14 protein-coding genes and 5 tRNA genes are annotated in these 15,025 nt (G+C 72.4%); 11 read left to right on the top strand and 8 right to left on the bottom strand.

Features of this window, described 5'->3' with window-relative positions; translation table 11 throughout:
* Positions 1 to 17 precede the first annotated feature (17 nt).
* Positions 18 to 347, bottom strand: a complete 330-nt coding sequence (locus VF825_RS09900; RefSeq protein WP_331112733.1) for a putative quinol monooxygenase — start codon at positions 345 to 347, stop codon at positions 18 to 20.
* 102 nt (positions 348 to 449) lie between these two features.
* Complete coding sequence (locus VF825_RS09905; protein ID WP_331112735.1) at positions 450 to 884, bottom strand: RidA family protein; 435 nt, start codon at positions 882 to 884, stop codon at positions 450 to 452.
* A 174-nt stretch (positions 885 to 1,058) separates the two neighbouring features.
* On the opposite strand from VF825_RS09905, the gene VF825_RS09910 reads away from it, so the two are divergent.
* Genes VF825_RS09910 through VF825_RS09930 form a run of 5 tightly spaced genes read left to right on the top strand, consistent with a single transcriptional unit; the run spans position 1,059 to position 7,503 of the window.
* Positions 1,059 to 1,544 carry a cupin domain-containing protein gene (locus VF825_RS09910; protein WP_331112737.1) on the top strand — a complete coding sequence of 162 codons (486 nt, stop codon included), beginning with the start codon at positions 1,059 to 1,061 and terminating at the stop codon, positions 1,542 to 1,544.
* On the top strand, positions 1,541 to 2,464 hold the full coding sequence (locus VF825_RS09915) for an acyl-CoA thioesterase (protein ID WP_331112739.1): 924 nt from the start codon (positions 1,541 to 1,543) through the stop codon (positions 2,462 to 2,464). Before VF825_RS09910 ends, VF825_RS09915 begins: the two co-directional genes overlap by 4 nt.
* Positions 2,461 to 4,218: an AMP-binding protein gene (locus tag VF825_RS09920; protein WP_331112741.1), complete on the top strand. Its 1,758-nt coding sequence runs from the start codon at positions 2,461 to 2,463 to the stop codon at positions 4,216 to 4,218. Before VF825_RS09915 ends, VF825_RS09920 begins: the two co-directional genes overlap by 4 nt.
* A gap of 11 nt (positions 4,219 to 4,229) precedes the next feature.
* Positions 4,230 to 6,605, top strand: a complete 2,376-nt coding sequence (locus VF825_RS09925; RefSeq protein WP_331112743.1) for a bifunctional salicylyl-CoA 5-hydroxylase/oxidoreductase — start codon at positions 4,230 to 4,232, stop codon at positions 6,603 to 6,605.
* A gap of 4 nt (positions 6,606 to 6,609) precedes the next feature.
* Positions 6,610 to 7,503, top strand: coding sequence for a PaaX family transcriptional regulator C-terminal domain-containing protein (locus tag VF825_RS09930; protein ID WP_331112745.1), 894 nt, complete (start codon positions 6,610 to 6,612; stop codon positions 7,501 to 7,503).
* 34 nt (positions 7,504 to 7,537) lie between these two features.
* Here VF825_RS09930 and VF825_RS09935 read toward each other — a convergent pair whose 3' ends face one another.
* From VF825_RS09935 to VF825_RS09955, 5 genes are all read right to left on the bottom strand, one after another.
* Complete coding sequence (locus VF825_RS09935; protein ID WP_331112747.1) at positions 7,538 to 8,143, bottom strand: hypothetical protein; 606 nt, start codon at positions 8,141 to 8,143, stop codon at positions 7,538 to 7,540.
* Between the two features lie 240 nt (positions 8,144 to 8,383).
* Positions 8,384 to 8,458: transfer RNA gene (locus VF825_RS09940), tRNA-Val, on the bottom strand.
* Between the two features lies 1 nt (position 8,459).
* Positions 8,460 to 8,530, bottom strand: a tRNA-Cys gene (locus VF825_RS09945).
* Positions 8,531 to 8,572: 42 nt separating this feature from the next.
* Positions 8,573 to 8,645: transfer RNA gene (locus tag VF825_RS09950), tRNA-Gly, on the bottom strand.
* A gap of 19 nt (positions 8,646 to 8,664) precedes the next feature.
* Positions 8,665 to 9,849, bottom strand: coding sequence for a YihY/virulence factor BrkB family protein (locus VF825_RS09955; RefSeq protein ID WP_331112749.1), 1,185 nt, complete (start codon positions 9,847 to 9,849; stop codon positions 8,665 to 8,667).
* Positions 9,850 to 10,002: 153 nt separating this feature from the next.
* Between VF825_RS09955 and VF825_RS09960 the strand changes: the two genes are divergently transcribed.
* The 4 genes from VF825_RS09960 (at position 10,003) to VF825_RS09975 (ending at position 12,592) form a co-directional block, all read left to right on the top strand.
* Positions 10,003 to 11,658 (top strand): acyl-CoA dehydrogenase family protein, encoded by a 1,656-nt coding sequence (locus VF825_RS09960; protein ID WP_331112751.1) that lies wholly within the window; start codon positions 10,003 to 10,005, stop codon positions 11,656 to 11,658.
* A gap of 121 nt (positions 11,659 to 11,779) precedes the next feature.
* A tRNA-Gly gene (locus tag VF825_RS09965) sits at positions 11,780 to 11,855 on the top strand.
* 22 nt (positions 11,856 to 11,877) lie between these two features.
* A tRNA-Val gene (locus VF825_RS09970) sits at positions 11,878 to 11,952 on the top strand.
* A gap of 157 nt (positions 11,953 to 12,109) precedes the next feature.
* On the top strand, positions 12,110 to 12,592 hold the full coding sequence (locus VF825_RS09975; RefSeq protein WP_331112753.1) for a DUF6325 family protein: 483 nt from the start codon (positions 12,110 to 12,112) through the stop codon (positions 12,590 to 12,592).
* Between the two features lie 178 nt (positions 12,593 to 12,770).
* Here the strand turns inward: VF825_RS09975 and VF825_RS09980 are convergent, their stop codons facing one another.
* On the bottom strand, positions 12,771 to 13,547 hold the full coding sequence (locus VF825_RS09980; protein ID WP_331112755.1) for a hypothetical protein: 777 nt from the start codon (positions 13,545 to 13,547) through the stop codon (positions 12,771 to 12,773).
* Between the two features lie 157 nt (positions 13,548 to 13,704).
* Here VF825_RS09980 and VF825_RS09985 point away from each other — a divergent pair, with 157 nt between their 5' ends.
* Both VF825_RS09985 and VF825_RS09990 read left to right on the top strand, forming a co-directional pair.
* Positions 13,705 to 14,226, top strand: a complete 522-nt coding sequence (locus VF825_RS09985; protein ID WP_331112757.1) for a nitroreductase family deazaflavin-dependent oxidoreductase — start codon at positions 13,705 to 13,707, stop codon at positions 14,224 to 14,226.
* A 157-nt stretch (positions 14,227 to 14,383) separates the two neighbouring features.
* Complete coding sequence (locus tag VF825_RS09990) at positions 14,384 to 14,950, top strand: YceI family protein (RefSeq protein ID WP_331112759.1); 567 nt, start codon at positions 14,384 to 14,386, stop codon at positions 14,948 to 14,950.
* The last annotated feature ends 75 nt before the right edge of the window (positions 14,951 to 15,025 follow it).

Genomic DNA, 15,025 nt, shown 5'->3' on the forward strand with positions numbered 1-15,025 from the left:
TTGTCCGCGGACGGGCGTCAGCTGCCGGGGACGGCCATCTCCCCGAGCTCGGACCAGTCCGTCCCCTCCACCACGACGTTGACGATCTTCGGGGTGCGCACCAGGTAGGCCGGCAGCTCAGTGGTGGCGGCGCGGAAGTGCTCACTCTGCACGTGCGCGCCCCCCGCGGCGTCGTCACGGAACGCCTCGACGAGGACGTACTCCCCCGGGTCGTCCACGCTGCGGGACCACTCGAACCACAGGCAGCCGTCCTCGGCCCGTGTGGCCCGGGTGAACTCCCCGGAGATCTCCGGCCAGGCGTCGGCGTGCTCGGGCTTGATCTGGAACTTGGCGGTGATGAAGATCAACGCTGCTGCCTCCTTCGGTCGGTTTCCCTGGAGACGATCCTGCTGCCGATCCCCGGGGGCGGCCACCCGTGCCCTGCCAGAGATGCCCAGGGGCGTCTCGGCTCATCCAGAGGCCGGGCGGACCAGCCGGTCCTCGGGGATGACCGCGACGCCGAGGATCTCGATCATCGCCTCGGGCTGCCACAGGGCGGTCGTGCCGATGCCGGCCATGGCGGGGTAGACCGGCCCGGCGAGCTCGCGCCAGACCTCGCCGATCTCCCCTCCGTGCGCCTGGTAGTCCGGGATGTCGGTGAGGTAGATCGTGATGCTCACGAGGTCCTCGGGTCGCCCGCCCACCTCGGCCAGGGTCGTGAGGACGTTGGAGAACGCCTGCCGGAACTGCGCGACGATGCCACCGGCCACGATGCGCATGTCCGCGTCGAGCGCGGTCTGGCCACCGAGGTGGAGCGTGTTGCCGCTCAGCGTGCCGTGGGAGTAGCCGCGCGGGGCGGGCAGCGAGGCGGGGTTCACCGGGACGGGGATGGCGCTGTCGGTCACGGTGTCTCCTGCGGGATCGGCGGCGGGATCTGCGGCGGGGCCTGGGGGCGGGAGCCGTCAGCCTAGCGTCCATTGACATCGCTTCAACGGTCGTTACGATCCGAGAACATCCGGCGCGGCAACGAGGCCGCCCAGGAGGACGTGTCGACGCACCGGCACGGCGAGGAGCCATCCATGGAACCGGACTTCAGCAGGTACGTCCTCGAGGGCGACAACTCGGCGTATGCGACGGACGGGGGCCTCGTCGTCCCGGTCGTCACCCGCGCGGGGCAGGAGCCGGGCGACACCGGCCAGTCGGCCGGCGCCTCCCGGATCTCCGGGGTCAGCATCCAGCACACCCCGGCCACGCGGATCTGGTTCGGGAAGGTGAGCAACGAGGCGGGCTACCGCTCCGTGCCCCACCACCACGGCGAGGCGGAGACCGGCGGCTACGTCCTCTCGGGCCGCGCCCGCATCTACTTCGGCGAGCGCTTCGCCGACTACCTCGACATGGAGGAGGGCGACTGGGTCTTCGTCCCGCCGTTCCTGCCCCACGTCGAGTGCAACATCGACCGCAACCGCCCGCTGACCTGGATGACCACCCGCACCCCGGAGAACATCGTGGTCAACCTCCCCGAGGTGGCCGACGCCGACCTGCGCGACTGGCTGGACCGGCCGTGACCTCCGCGGCGCCCACGGTGACCTCCGCGCTGTTCACGGCCGCCGCGACCCTGACCCCGGTGGAGCCGGAGCACTTCGATCTGGCCTTCACCGCGACGACCCAGCCGTGCCCGTGGCCGAAGGCCTACGGCGGCGACCCCGTCGCCCAGGCGGCCGTGGCGGCCATGCGCTCGGTGACCGACGGCAAGGCCCTGCACTCGATGCACTCCTACTTCCTGCGGCCGATCGACATCGGCGCGGACGTGCACTACGAGGTCGAGGTCCTGCGGGACGGCCGGGGTTACAGCACCCGTCAGGTGCGCGGCTTCCAGAACGGCAAGCCGGTCTACGTCTGCCTCGCCAGCTTCGCCGCCGGTGAGCCCGGAGGCACGTATGCCGTGGACTTCCCTTCCGAGGTCCCTCGCCCCGACGAGCTCCCCAGCAGCGCGGCCTACCTGGCGGAGCGCACCGGCGGCACGATGACCGAGGAGTCGAAGGCGTACTGGTCCGGCGGGCGCAGCTTCGACATGCGCCACGTGCCCGGCCCGCTCTACCTCTCCGTCGACGGCCACCGGCGGCCGCACCAGGCCGTGTGGGTCCGCCCCTTCGACGCCCTGCGGCCGGTGCAGGGCCTGGCCGACGCGCAGCGGGACCTGGCGGCCCTGGCCTACGTCTGCGACTACACGATCCTCGAGCCGGTGCTGCGGGTGCTCGGCCTGGCGTGGGCCCAGCCGGGACTCGTCACGGCCAGTCTCGACCACGCGATGTGGTTCCACCGGGCCGGGTCGGTCGACGACTGGGTCCTCTACACCCAGGAGGCGCTGGCCGCCGACAACGGGCGGGGCGTGGCCACCGGCCGGCTCTTCGGCTCCGACCACGCGCACCTGGCGACCGTCGTCCAGGAGGGCATGATCCGTCTCAGTGCTGGAGGACAGGCATGACCACGCTCCCGCCGTCGGGCCACGTCGACACCTTCGCCCGCGACCACCTCCCGCCCGCGGAGCAGTGGCCGACCCTGGAGTTCACCACCGGGGCCCTGCAGTTCCCGGCACGCCTCAACGCCGCCGCCGAGCTGATCGACGTCCCGGTCGCGACGTTCGGGGCGGACCGTCCGGCGCTGCGCACGCCGGGGGGCGAGGTGTGGACGTACGGCGAGCTGCAGCGCCGGGCCAACCAGGTCGCCCAGGTCCTGGTGGAGGACCTCGGCCTGCTCCCCGGCAACCGCGTGCTGCTGCGCTCCCCCAACAACCCGTGGACCGTGGCCGCCTGGCTCGGCGTCCTCAAGGCCGGCGGGGTCGTCGTCACCACCTTCGCCGCGCTGCGGGTGCGGGAGCTGACGCCCATCGCCGAGAAGTGCCGGCCGGCCATCGCCCTCGTGGACCACCGCTTCGTCGACGACGTCGAGGCGCTGCGCCAGGAGGGCGGGCCGCGGCTGCGCATCCTGACCTTCGGCTCGGACGCCGCCGACGACCTCCTCGCCCGCACCGCGGCGAAGTCGGGGGTGTTCGACAACGTCGAGACCGCCGCGGACGACGTGGCCCTGTTCTGTCCCACGTCCGGCAGCACCGGCGTCCCGAAGGTCACGACGCACTTCCACCGCGACATCCTGGCGATCGACAACACCTTCGGCCGCGCCGTCCTGCGCCTCGTGCCGGAGGACGTCGTCGCCTGCACCGCACCGTTCGCGTTCACCTTCGGGCTGGGCATGCTGGTCGTCTTCCCGCTGCGCGCCGGCGCCTGCGCGTTCCTCACCGAGCAGGCGACGCCGGACCAGCTCGCCGACCTCGTCGCCGAGCACGGGGTGACGGTCCTCGCGACGGCTCCCACGGCATACCGGCGCATCCTGTCGGTCGGCAAGGCCGGGCAGCTGCGCGGCCTGCGCGCCGCGGTCAGCGCGGGCGAGCACATCACCGAGCAGACCTGGCAGCGGCTGCACGACGAGATCGGGCTCGACGTCATCGACGGCATCGGCGCCACCGAGCTGCTGCACATCTTCATCTCCGCCGCCGGCGAGGACATCCGGCCCGGCGCGACGGGCAAGCCGGTGCCGGGCTACCGCGCGGCCATCCTCGACGAGGACGGCACGGAGCTGCCGCCGGGCGCCGAGGGACGGCTGGCGGTCATCGGGCCCGTCGGCTGCCGCTACCTCGACGACGAGCGCCAGCTCGACTACGTCGTCGGCGGCTGGAACGTCACGGGTGACACCTTCACCCGCGACGAGGACGGCTACTTCTACTACCGGGCCCGGACCGACAACATGATCATCTCCTCGGGCTACAACATCGCCGCCCCGGAGGTCGAGGCCGCGATCGACACCCACCCCGACGTCGCCGAGTGCGCCGTGGTCGGGCGCCCGGACGCCGAACGGGGCTCGGTCGTCTGCGCGTTCGTCGTGCTCAAGGAGGGCGTCGTCGGCGACACGGCCACGGCCACCCGGATCCAGGAGCACGTCAAGGCCCAGCTCGCGCCGTACAAGTACCCCCGCGACGTCCGGTTCACCGATGCCCTGCCGCGCAACAGGAGCGGCAAGCTCCAGCACTACGAGCTGCGCCGTCTCGTCCGGGCGGAGGCCGAGGCGGCGCAGGCGGCCGTGAAGACCGCCGGGGAGTCTGCGGGCACGGCGGGGGCTGCCCCGGCCGGCGCCGACGGTTCCGGCCCCGACACGCAGTCCCCCCACCTGCCGGTCCGGGCCTGAAGGAGACCGCCATGAAGATCGCCATCGCCGGCGGCGGGCCCGGGGGCCTGTACTTCGCCGCCCTGATGAAGCAGCTCCACCCGGCGCACGACGTCACCGTCTGGGAGCGCAACGCCCCCGACGACACCTTCGGCTTCGGGGTGGTGTTCTCCGACGAGACGCTGGGCGGCATCGAGAGCGCCGACACCGAGATCTACCGCCGGATGGAGAGCCGCTTCGCCCGGTGGACCGACATCGACGTCGACGTCGACGGGCACACGTTCACGGTCGGCGGGCAGGGCTTCGCGGCGATGAGCCGCAAGGAGCTGCTCCAGATCCTGCAGCAGCGCGCCGCCCAGCTCGGGGTGACGGTGCACTACCGGACCGCGGCGCCCGACGTGGCAGCGCTGCGCGCGACGCACGACCTGGTCCTGGCGGCCGACGGCCTCAACTCGACGATCCGCAGCGCGGCGCCCGAGGTCTTCGGGCCGACCCTGGACCGACGTCACAACAAGTACATCTGGCTGGGCACCGACCTGGTGTTCGAGGCGTTCCAGTTCTTCGTCAAGCAGACGGAGTGGGGCACCATGCAGATCCACGGCTACCCCTACTCCGACACCGGGTCGACGTTCATCGTCGAGATGCACGAGGACGTCTGGCGCCGGGCCGGGTTCGACCGGACCGAGGACGAGGTGCTCGCTCCTGGCGCCTCGGACGAGCACGCCGTGGAGCGCATCGCCGAGATCTTCCGCGACGAGCTCGAGGGCCACCAGGTCCTGACCAACAACTCGCGCTGGATCACGTTCCACACGGTGCGCAACGAGCGGTGGCACGACGGCAACGTGGTCCTGCTCGGCGACGCCGCCCATACGGCGCACTTCTCCATCGGGTCGGGGACCAAGCTCGCCATGGAGGACGCCCTGGCGCTGGCGGCCTGCCTCCATGAGCACGCCGGCGTGGAGGAGGCGCTCACGGCGTACGAGAGCGAACGCCGGCCCGTCGTGGAGTCGACGCAGCGCGCGGCCCAGGCGTCGCTGGAGTGGTTCGAGAACATCGGGATGTACGCCGACCAGGACCCGGCGCAGCTGGTGTTCAACCTGCTGACCCGGTCGCGGCGCATCACGTTCGAGAACCTCAAGGAGCGCGACGAGGGCTTCGCCGCCTTGATGGAGGCGGAGTTCGCGCGCCAGCAGGGGTCGGCCGAGGTCGTCCCGGCGATGTTCCATCCGGCGAGGATCGGCCCGTTGGAGCTGAAGAACCGGGTCATCCTCTCCCCCATGGACATGTACTCGGCGGTGGACGGCCTGCCCGGCGAGCTCCACCTCGTCCACCTCGGGTCCAAGGCGCTCGGCGGCGCCGGCCTGGTCATGACCGAGATGACGTGTGTCTCCCCGGAGGGCCGGATCACCCCCGGCTGCCCCGGGTTGTGGACCGACGAGCAGCGCGACGCCTGGGCGCGCGTCACCGGCTTCGTCCACAGCCACAGCACCGCGAAGATCGGCCTGCAGCTCGGGCACTCGGGCCGCAAGGGCTCGACCAGGCTCATGTGGGAGGGGATGGACGAACCGCTGGAGGAGGGCAACTGGCCGGTCATCGGCCCGTCCGCGCTGCCCTACGGCGAGGGCGGCCACGTCCCGCGCGAGATGACCCGCGGCGACATGGACACGGTGGTGTCCGACTTCGTCGCCGCCGCCCGCCGCGGCGTCGAGGCCGGTTTCGACCTCGTCGAGGTCCACGCGGCGCACGGCTACCTGCTCTCCTCCTTCCTCTCGCCGGTGTCCAACCGGCGCACCGACGAGTACGGCGGGGACATCACCCACCGGCTGCGGTTCCCGCTGGAGGTCTTCGACGCCGTCCGCGCCGCCGTGCCGGCGACCATCCCCGTCACCGTGCGGATCTCGGCCACCGACTGGGTGCCCGACGGCAACACCGCCGACGACGCCGTGGAGATCGCCCGCGCGTTCATCGAGCACGGCGCGGCCGCCATCGACGTGTCCTCCGGTCAGGTGACCAAGGACGAGAGGCCGGCGTTCGGCCGCTCCTACCAGACGCCCTTCGCGGACCGGATCCGTCACGAGGTCGCGGCACCCGCCGGGGTCGCGGTGATCGCGGTCGGGGCGATCTCCTCCTACGACGACGTCAACTCGATCCTGCTCGCCGGGCGTGCCGACCTGTGCGCGCTCGGACGCACCCACCTGTACGACCCGCAGTGGACGCTGCACGCGGCGGCCGAGCAGGGGTACCAGGGGCCGGCCGCGGACTGGCCGCTCCCGTGGCAGGCCGGGCGGCGCAAGCCACCGACCTCACGCACCGACAAGGTGCCTCCGCGCCTGTCGCTGCTGCGCCGCGGCCAGGTCGAGCCGGTCCACGTCCGCTGGAAGCCCGCCACGCCGCCGCTGGCAGGATGAGCGCGTGCCCGACGCGATGACGACCCCGCTGACGGCCCCGCAGACTGCGCAGAGGTCCCGCACGGTGGTCGTCAGCTTCCTCGGGGCGGTCGTCCGTCCGATGGGCGGCTGGATGCCGATCCGGGGTGCCGTCGAGCTGTTGACGCCGATGGGGCTGGACGCGCAGAGCGTCCGCACCGCCGTCTTCCGCCTCAAGCAGCGGTGCTGGCTCACGCCGGAGACCCGGGCCGGGGTGCGGGGCTACGCGCTGACCGACACCGCCCTGGCCGCCTTGGCCGCCGGCGACGAGGTCATCTGGCACGCCCGTGAGCCCGCGGACCTGACGGACGGGTGGTGCATCCTCAGCTTCTCGGTGCCCGAGTCCGCCCGGGCGCGGCGCCACCAGCTGCGGTCACGGCTCACCGGTCTGGGGTTCGGGATGATGGGCGGGGGCGTGTGGATCGCCCCGGCCCGGATGGCCGGGGCCGCCGAGCGGGCCATCGAGGAGCTCGGCCTCACCTCCCGGTGCGCCCTGTTCGTCGGCCGGCACGTCGGTGGCGAGCAGCTGTCAGAGCTGATCTCCGACAGCTGGAACCTCGAGGAGATCGACCAGCAGTACCAGGAGTTCATCCGCTCCTGCGCAGACCTCGCCACGACGGCCGGACCCGACGAGGCGCCTGAAGGCGCTGACGCCTTCACCGCCTACCTCGGCGTCATCGACCGGTGGCGCAAGCTGCCCTACCGCGACCCGGGTCTGCCCCAGGAGGTGCTCCCCACAGGCTGGAGCGGGCCCGCGGCCGGGGCGCTCTTCGAGCGCCTCGTGGCGGGGCTGGAGAAGCACGCGCTCGCCCACGCCGCCACGTCCTGGCCGGCGGCCGCACAGGAACCGCCGGGCGCACGGACGACAGCGAGACGCTGACCGGCCCTCGAGCCGCCGTTCTCGCCCCGTGGGGCTAGTTCACGGGCTGCCTGTCCTGCGGCAGCGGCTGGTTGGGGTACCTGTTGGCGTGGCCCTGGGAGCCGTCGAGGCAGCCATCCATGAAGAACGGTCGCTCGCCCTGCCAGTTGCTGGCCGGGATGCCACTGCCGCTGCCGATCCTGTCGGCGACGTTCGTGCAGTGCGCCGGCGCGTCGATGCCGTGGAACTGCCTGAACAGCCGCAGGCCGGTGTCGTAGCCCACCGCGTAGAAGGGGGCCTCGGGCGGGTAGCCGTTCGCCGAGGTCAGGGAGGCGCTGTAGACCGCGCCCAGCACTCCCAGGACCGCCCACCCTCCGACAGCCACCCCGAAGATGAACAGGCGGGCCCTGCCGTACGTCCTCCTCAACAGCCTGATCGCGAAGAAGATGAAGACGATGGGGATCAGGACGGAGGCGAAGAGCAGCACCGCAGCGCCTGCGGGGCTCCGTTGCGACCAGTACGACGGTGGGGCCGGCGGTGCGGAGAGGACGGGGACGGGTTCGGCGGTGAGCAGGGAACCTGGCGTTGCTGGTCGGGGAGGCGCGCCCGCGTCCGGCACGGGCTCCTGGGCCTCGTCGTCGCCGTCCGCGTTGCTGCTCATCGCCCCTCCTGCCTTCGTGTCACCAGCGAAGCGGCGTGGGCCCGCACACGTCATCCGGCAGCGGCTGGAGGGTGGGCTACAGCAGGAGTGCGACCCCTCTTCCCGTGAGCCACCTCTGGTGGAGGGCCGACCGCTCGCCGGCATGCGGCTCGGTGGCGAGGTATCGCGCGCAGATCGCACGCGACCGGGCACACGAACGGCCCCTGGCCGCGGGTCCGCAGCTCAGGGGCCGTTTCGTGCTGGTGGGCGATACTGGGTTTGAACCAGTGACCTCTTCCGTGTCAAGGAAGCGCGCTACCACTGCGCCAATCGCCCGAGGTGGAGACGGGATTTGAACCCGTGTACACGGCTTTGCAGGCCGTTGCCTCGCCTCTCGGCCACTCCACCGTGAAGGCCACGGGGGACCTCCGGGAAGGCACTGGGCCTCCGAGCGGACGACGGGACTCGAACCCGCGACCCTCACCTTGGCAAGGTGATGCTCTACCAACTGAGCCACGTCCGCGTGAACGCCAGCGGTGTAACTACCCGCCGTGCGTGCGGTCAGACAGTAGCCGATCTCGAGGATCGGAGTCCAACTGGCGGTCGGCGCCGGCCTGTCCCTCCGGCTCGGGCAGCGGCGTGAGCGGGCGCTCGTGCGCCGGGCGGTACCGCTCGCTCCTGGCCGGCGCGTGCGCGGGGCTCTCGGCGGGAGTCACGGGGGACGTGCGGGCCACGCCGGCCAGGGCTCCGGGGGCCTCGGCGAGCTCGCCGGCCACGGCCCCCTCGCGCCGGCGCCGGGACTCCTCCCGCAGCCAGGAGATGAGCCGGGCGCGCGAGCTGAGCCGCTCCTGCACCGGCCACAGCTGGCGCGCCGCGGCGTTGAAGGCCGCCCCGATGAGCACGGCGATCGCGAGGAAGTACAACCAGATCAGCACCACGATCGGCGCGGCCAGCGGGCCGTAGATGGAGGTCCCGCCGACGGAGGCCCCCAGCCACAGCCGCAGGAAGAACGAGCTCAGCAGCCAGATCGCCAGCGTCAGCACCGCGCCGGGGATGTCGCGCTTCCACGGCGAGCGCCGGGGCGTGCTGACGTGGAACAACGTGGTCAGGCTGGCGACGGTGAGGATCACCACCGTGGGCCAGTACAGCCCGATGAGGAACTCCAGCCGGGCCGGCAGCAGCCGGGCCATGACGCTGGGTCCGACGGTGACCAGCGGCATGACGATGACGCCGACCACGAGGGCCACCAGGTAGAGGGTGAAGCTCAGCGCGCGGGTGCGCAGGATCCCGCGAACCCCGCTCTGGCCGTACATGATCGAGATGGTGTCGACGAAGACGTTGAGCGCCCGCGAGCCGGACCACAGCGAGAGGACGAAGCCGATCGAGATGACGTCGATGCGCCCGTTGCGCAGGACGTCGTCGACGGTCGGCACGATGACCTGCCGCACGCTGGCGTCGGTGAGGAACCGCTCGGCATACCGCTCGATCGCCGCGCTGACCTGGCCCGTCGTGTCGGGCCCCAGCCAGCGCCCGACGTAGCCGACGCCACCGAAGACCCCCAGGACCAGCGGCGGCAGCGACAGCAGCGCGAAGAACCCGGCCTCGGACGCCAGCCCGGTGACGCGGTAGCGCAGGCACAGCCGCCACGTCGCCACGACGAGCCGGCCCAGGGCGAGCGCACCCGGCAGCCGGGCCAGACGCCGGCGCACGCGGTCCGTCGGGCTCATCGCCCCGGCCGCCGCTCCATGCGTCTGACCTGCACCCTCCGCCTGCGCCTCACCGCACCACGGTAACCGCCGAGCGGCCGCGTGACGGACCTGACACCCCGCGACCTCGCCGAGGTGTACCCATCGGTAACCATCCGGCCTAGCCTGCCCGGGGTGAGCACACACGAGGTCACCAACCAGGTCCCACCGCTGCTCGGCCACAACGTGGTCGACTCCGACCCAGCCCTCACCGAGGGTCTGAGCCGGTGGGGTGTCGCCACCGACCGGGCCGAGCTGAGCCGGCTCGGCGAGCTCGCGGGCACGGCGCGGGCGCAGGCGTGGGGCGACCAGGCGGACCGGGTCACCCCGGTGCTGCACACCCACTCCTCCCGCGGCGAACGCATCGACGAGGTGGAGTTCCACCCGGCCTGGCACGAGCTGATGTCCACCGCGGTCTCCCACGGCCTCACCGCCGAGCCCTGGACCCGCCCGGCGGGGACGGGTGCGCACGTGCGCCGGGCCGCCGGGTTCATCGCCTGGTCCCAGGTCGAGGCGGGCCACGGCTGCCCGGTGTCGATGACGTATGCCGCGGTGCCGGCCCTCATGACCAGCCCCGAGCTGGGTGCCCTGTGGGCTCCCCTGCTCGCCTCCCGCGAGTACGACTTCGGCCTGCGGCCGCGCGCAGACAAGGCCGGCGCGATCGCCGGGATGGGGATGACCGAGAAGCAGGGCGGCTCGGACGTGCGCCGCAACGCGACCGTGGCCACGCCCTCCCCCGGCGGGCCGCTCGAGGGCGGGGACACCTACCTGCTGACCGGCCACAAGTGGTTCTGCTCGGCCCCGATGAGCGACGTCTTCCTCGTCCTGGCGCAGGCGCCCGGTGGGCTCACCTGCTTCGTGGTGCCCCGGGTCCTGGCCGACGGCAGCCGCAACACCTTCGCCATCCAGCGGCTCAAGGACAAGCTGGGCAACCGCTCCAACGCCTCCTCCGAGATCGAGCTCGACGGCACCTGGGGGGTGCGCCTGGGCGACGAGGGCCGGGGCATCCGCACGATCCTGGACATGGTGGCCGCGACCAGGCTGGACTGTGTCCTGGGCTCGGCCTCGACCATGCGCGCCGCGCTCGTCCGGGCCGTGCACCACACCCGCCACCGCCAGGCGTTCGGTGCCGCCCTGGTCGACCAGCCGCTGATGCGCAACGTGCTGACCGACCTGGCCCTGGAGTCCGAGGCTGCGACGACCCTCGGGCTGCGCCTGGCCGCCGCCGTCGACGAGGGTGACACCGCCTTTTCGCGGCTGGCCGTCGCGGTGGCCAAGTTCTGGGTCTGCAAGCGCACCTCCCCGATGGTGGCCGAGGCTCTGGAGTGCTTGGGCGGCAACGGTTTCGTCGAGGAGAACGGCCTGGCCCGGCTCTACCGCGAGGCGCCGCTGAACTCGATCTGGGAGGGCTCGGGCAACGTCAACGCCCTCGACGTGGTGCGCGCGGTCACCCGGGAGCCGCAGGCCCTGGAGGCCCTCCACCGGGAGCTGGCCCTCGCCCGCGGAGCCGACGCCCGCCTCGACGCCGCGATCGAGCGCTCCGTGACCGCGGCCCGCGAGCTGGCCGCCGGCGACCCGGTGGACGCACAGGCCGGGGCGCGCGGGGTCGTGGAGCTGCTCGCCACCACATTGCAGGCCAGCCTCCTGGTCCGCTTCGCACCGGCATACGTCTCCGGGCTGTTCGTCGCGAGCCGGCTCGGCGGCGAGCACGGGCACAGCTTCGGCACCCTGCCGGCAGCGGCTGTCCGGACGGCGGGGACGCAGGTGGTCGACCGGGCCTTCGCGGGCTGACACCCCCTGCCCTCGGGGCCCCCAGCCCCCCGAGGCCAGGGGGTGTCATCGAGGGGTCCGCGGATGGGCTAATGTCTGACATCGCAACGACGGCGGGGCACGACCCCGCTGGAGTTCACACGCGGACGTGGCTCAGTTGGTAGAGCATCACCTTGCCAAGGTGAGGGTCGCGGGTTCGAGTCCCGTCGTCCGCTCCACGCAGCCCCTCGGGGCTGCCCGGGGCGATTGGCGCAGCGGTAGCGCGCTTCCTTGACACGGAAGAGGTCACTGGTTCAAACCCAGTATCGCCCACCAGGCGCGAACGGCGTCCGGCCACAGGCCGGGCGCCGTTCGTCGTCCCGGGGTCCTTCGTCCTCATTCGTGCCGGGTGATGCCCCACGGTCGGGTCCCTGCCCACGATGGCCCCGTGCCGGCCGCGTCCGCGGTCCGGCCACGAGGCAGGAGGCCAGACATGACCGACCAGATGACAGCCCCCGTGGAAGCGCCCCTCGACGAGCTCGGCCCGGTGGACTGGATCGTCGTGGAGTTCCCGGGGAGCCGGTTCAAGGGCGAGATCATCCCCGCGCTCGAACAGCTCGTGCGCAGCGGGACCATCCGCGTGCTCGACCTGGTGCTGATCCGCAAGGGCGAGGACGGCTCCCTCGACTTCTCCGAGCTCAGCGAGGTCGACGAGAGCGAGCTCGGGGTGCTGCGGGCCTACGAGACCGAGCTCGCCTGGCTGCTCAGCGAGGACGACGTGGCCCTGGTCGCCGAGGCGATCGAGCCGGGCAGCACGGCAGCGCTGCTCGTGTGGGAGAACGCCTGGGCGGCCCCGTTCGCATCGGCGCTGCGGCACGCCGGCGGCCACTTGGTCGACAGCGGCCGGATCCCGGTGCAGGCGCTGATCCAGGCCATCGAGGAAGAAGAGTCCGCCGACGCAGGAGAGGGTGAGTGACATGCCACTGGCAGGACGCAGGGCAGGACGGCGCGGCGTGATCGGGCGGCCGGTGGCACGCACCGCTGCGGTCGTCGGATCGGCCGCCGTGGTCGCGCACGGGGTGTCCCGGCGCTCCGACCGTCGTGAGGACCGCAGGGACGACCGCCGCGACCGCCGCTGACCGACGGCATGCCGGTCAGTCCCGGCGGGCGCCCTCCTCACGCTCCGGTGCGGGGAGGGCCCCGCCGAGCAGGTCCCGGACCCGGTCGTGCCGGCGCCGGTAGGCCTCACCGAAACGGGCCTGCGCCCGGGTGAGCTTGGCCGGACCGTAACGCCGCCGAGCCCACACCGAGTCCGGCTTGGCCAGCCGGATGGCTCCGACGGTGGCGACGATGGGCACCACCACGCCGATCATTCCCGTAGCGATCTTGCCCTTGACGAAGCAGATCCCGGCCGTGGCCAGGTGGATGCCCACCTCGGTGACGTAGAGCCACTGGGCGACCTCGCCGCGCGAGGTGGTCGCCCCGACCGGTGAGGCCTGCAGCATGAGCACCACCCCCAGTGCCCCACCGAGCAGGATGGCGTCGATGGACTTGCGCCCCTCCTCGCCCCAGTAGACGTCGTCGAGGTGGAACCAGAGGGCGAACTCGTCGAGGGTCAGCGCTGCGCCCGTGCCGAACAGGGCGGCCAGCACCCAGGCCCAGGGGCTCTGCGGGGCGTAGCGGAACTCCAGCAGCGCGGTCAGCAGCACCAGCAGGATCCCCCAGACCTGGTGGTGGACGTGGACCCCGCCGATGTAGACGTCGCCGAGGCCGCCCTTGTCCCCGGTCTCCACCCCCGCGGGCACGGCGGCGCGGGCGAGCGCCTTGGCCCGGATCCGGAGGGTCACCGCGAACGTCACGACGAAGCCGAGCAGCGCCCAGGCCGCCGCGGCCCGTCCGGTCTCGACGAAGAACTGCTGGTACCAGCCCATCCGCACCACCTCGCACCCGACCGGCTCCGTGCCGTGAGTCTCGCCGGGCCGCCACCGGCGGACAACCGTCTCCGTCTCCGGGACCAGGGCCCCTGCCACCGCACCCGCGTGCCGGGCCATCGTGGTCGCGACGGCACACGGGGGTGGAGGTGGTCGCGTGCACACCGCGACGCTGTGGCAGGGAGTCAGGGCCTGGACGGATGCCTTCCGGCGCTGGATGTACCGCGGCGGACGGCCGGGTGCCCTGGCCCGGGTGGCCAACAGGCTCTCGGCCTGGCAGTTCTCGGCCGGCCTGCTCTCCCCGGCCCGTGCCATCACCCTGGAGGTACGGGGCCGTCGTACGGGTCGCACCATCTCCTTCCCGCTGGTCCTGGCCGAGGTCGGCGGACAGCACTACGTCGTCTCGATGCTCGGTGAGGACACCAGCTGGGTGCGCAACGTGCGCGCCGCCGGCGGCCACGCGGTGGTCCGGCGCGGCCGGGCCACACCGGTCCTGCTGGTGGAGGTCCCTCCCGGTGAGCGCGCTCCGATCCTGCGCCGCTACCTGGACCTGGCCCCCGGGGCCCGGCCCCACATCCCGGTGGACCGGCACGCCCCGCTGGCCGACTTCGAGGCGGTGGCCGCGAGGTTCCCGGTGTTCCGCGTCGAACCGGCCGAGCCGCCCGAAGCGGCCCGGTGACCATTGCCACACCGCCCGGTCCCGGCGCTCCACACCGAAGCACGAGGCGCCCACGGCGTCCGGGGACCGGACATTTCACCCCAGCGGCGGGTTTGAGTGACGGGGTCGGGTGCGTGCCATACTCACGCGGTTGTCCCCTATCCCCCCGGAGGAACCCATGACCGACAACGCCGCCGTGCTCAACGGCGAGTGGGAGTTCGACCCCGCCCACACGCGGATCGGCTTCTCCGCCAAGCACGCCATGGTCGCCACGGTCCGCGGGGCCTTCAACGACGTCGACGGGTCCTTCGTGGCCGACCTCGACGACATGTCCAAGAGCTCGGTCCGGGTCACCCTCAAGGTGGCCAGCGTCGACACCCGCAACGAACAGCGGGACGGGCACCTCAAGAGCGGGGACTTCTTCGACGTGGAGAAGTGGCCGGACATCACCTTCACCAGCACCAACGTGGAGGAGGTCGAGGACAACGCCTACATGATCACCGGCGACCTGACCATCCGCGACATCACCCGCCAGGTCGTCATCCCGCTCGAACTGCTCGGCGTCGACACCGACCACGACGGGTTCATCCGTGCCGGCTTCGAGGGCAGCCGCAGGATCAACCGCCGCGACTTCGGCCTCGAGTGGAACGTCCCGCTCGACTCCGGCGGCCTGCTGATCTCCGAGCGCATCTCCCTCGAGTTCGAGATCTCCGCGATCAAGAAGGTCGACGAGCAGGCCGGCTGACCGGGCTGACCTCACCGGCCCCGCCGCCGTGCGGCGGGGCCAGCGGCGCGGCCGCGGCTCGGCCGCACGGCCGGG

Source organism: Oryzihumus sp., from assembly GCF_036391795.1.
Classification (GTDB): Bacteria; Actinomycetota; Actinomycetes; order Actinomycetales; family Dermatophilaceae; genus Oryzihumus.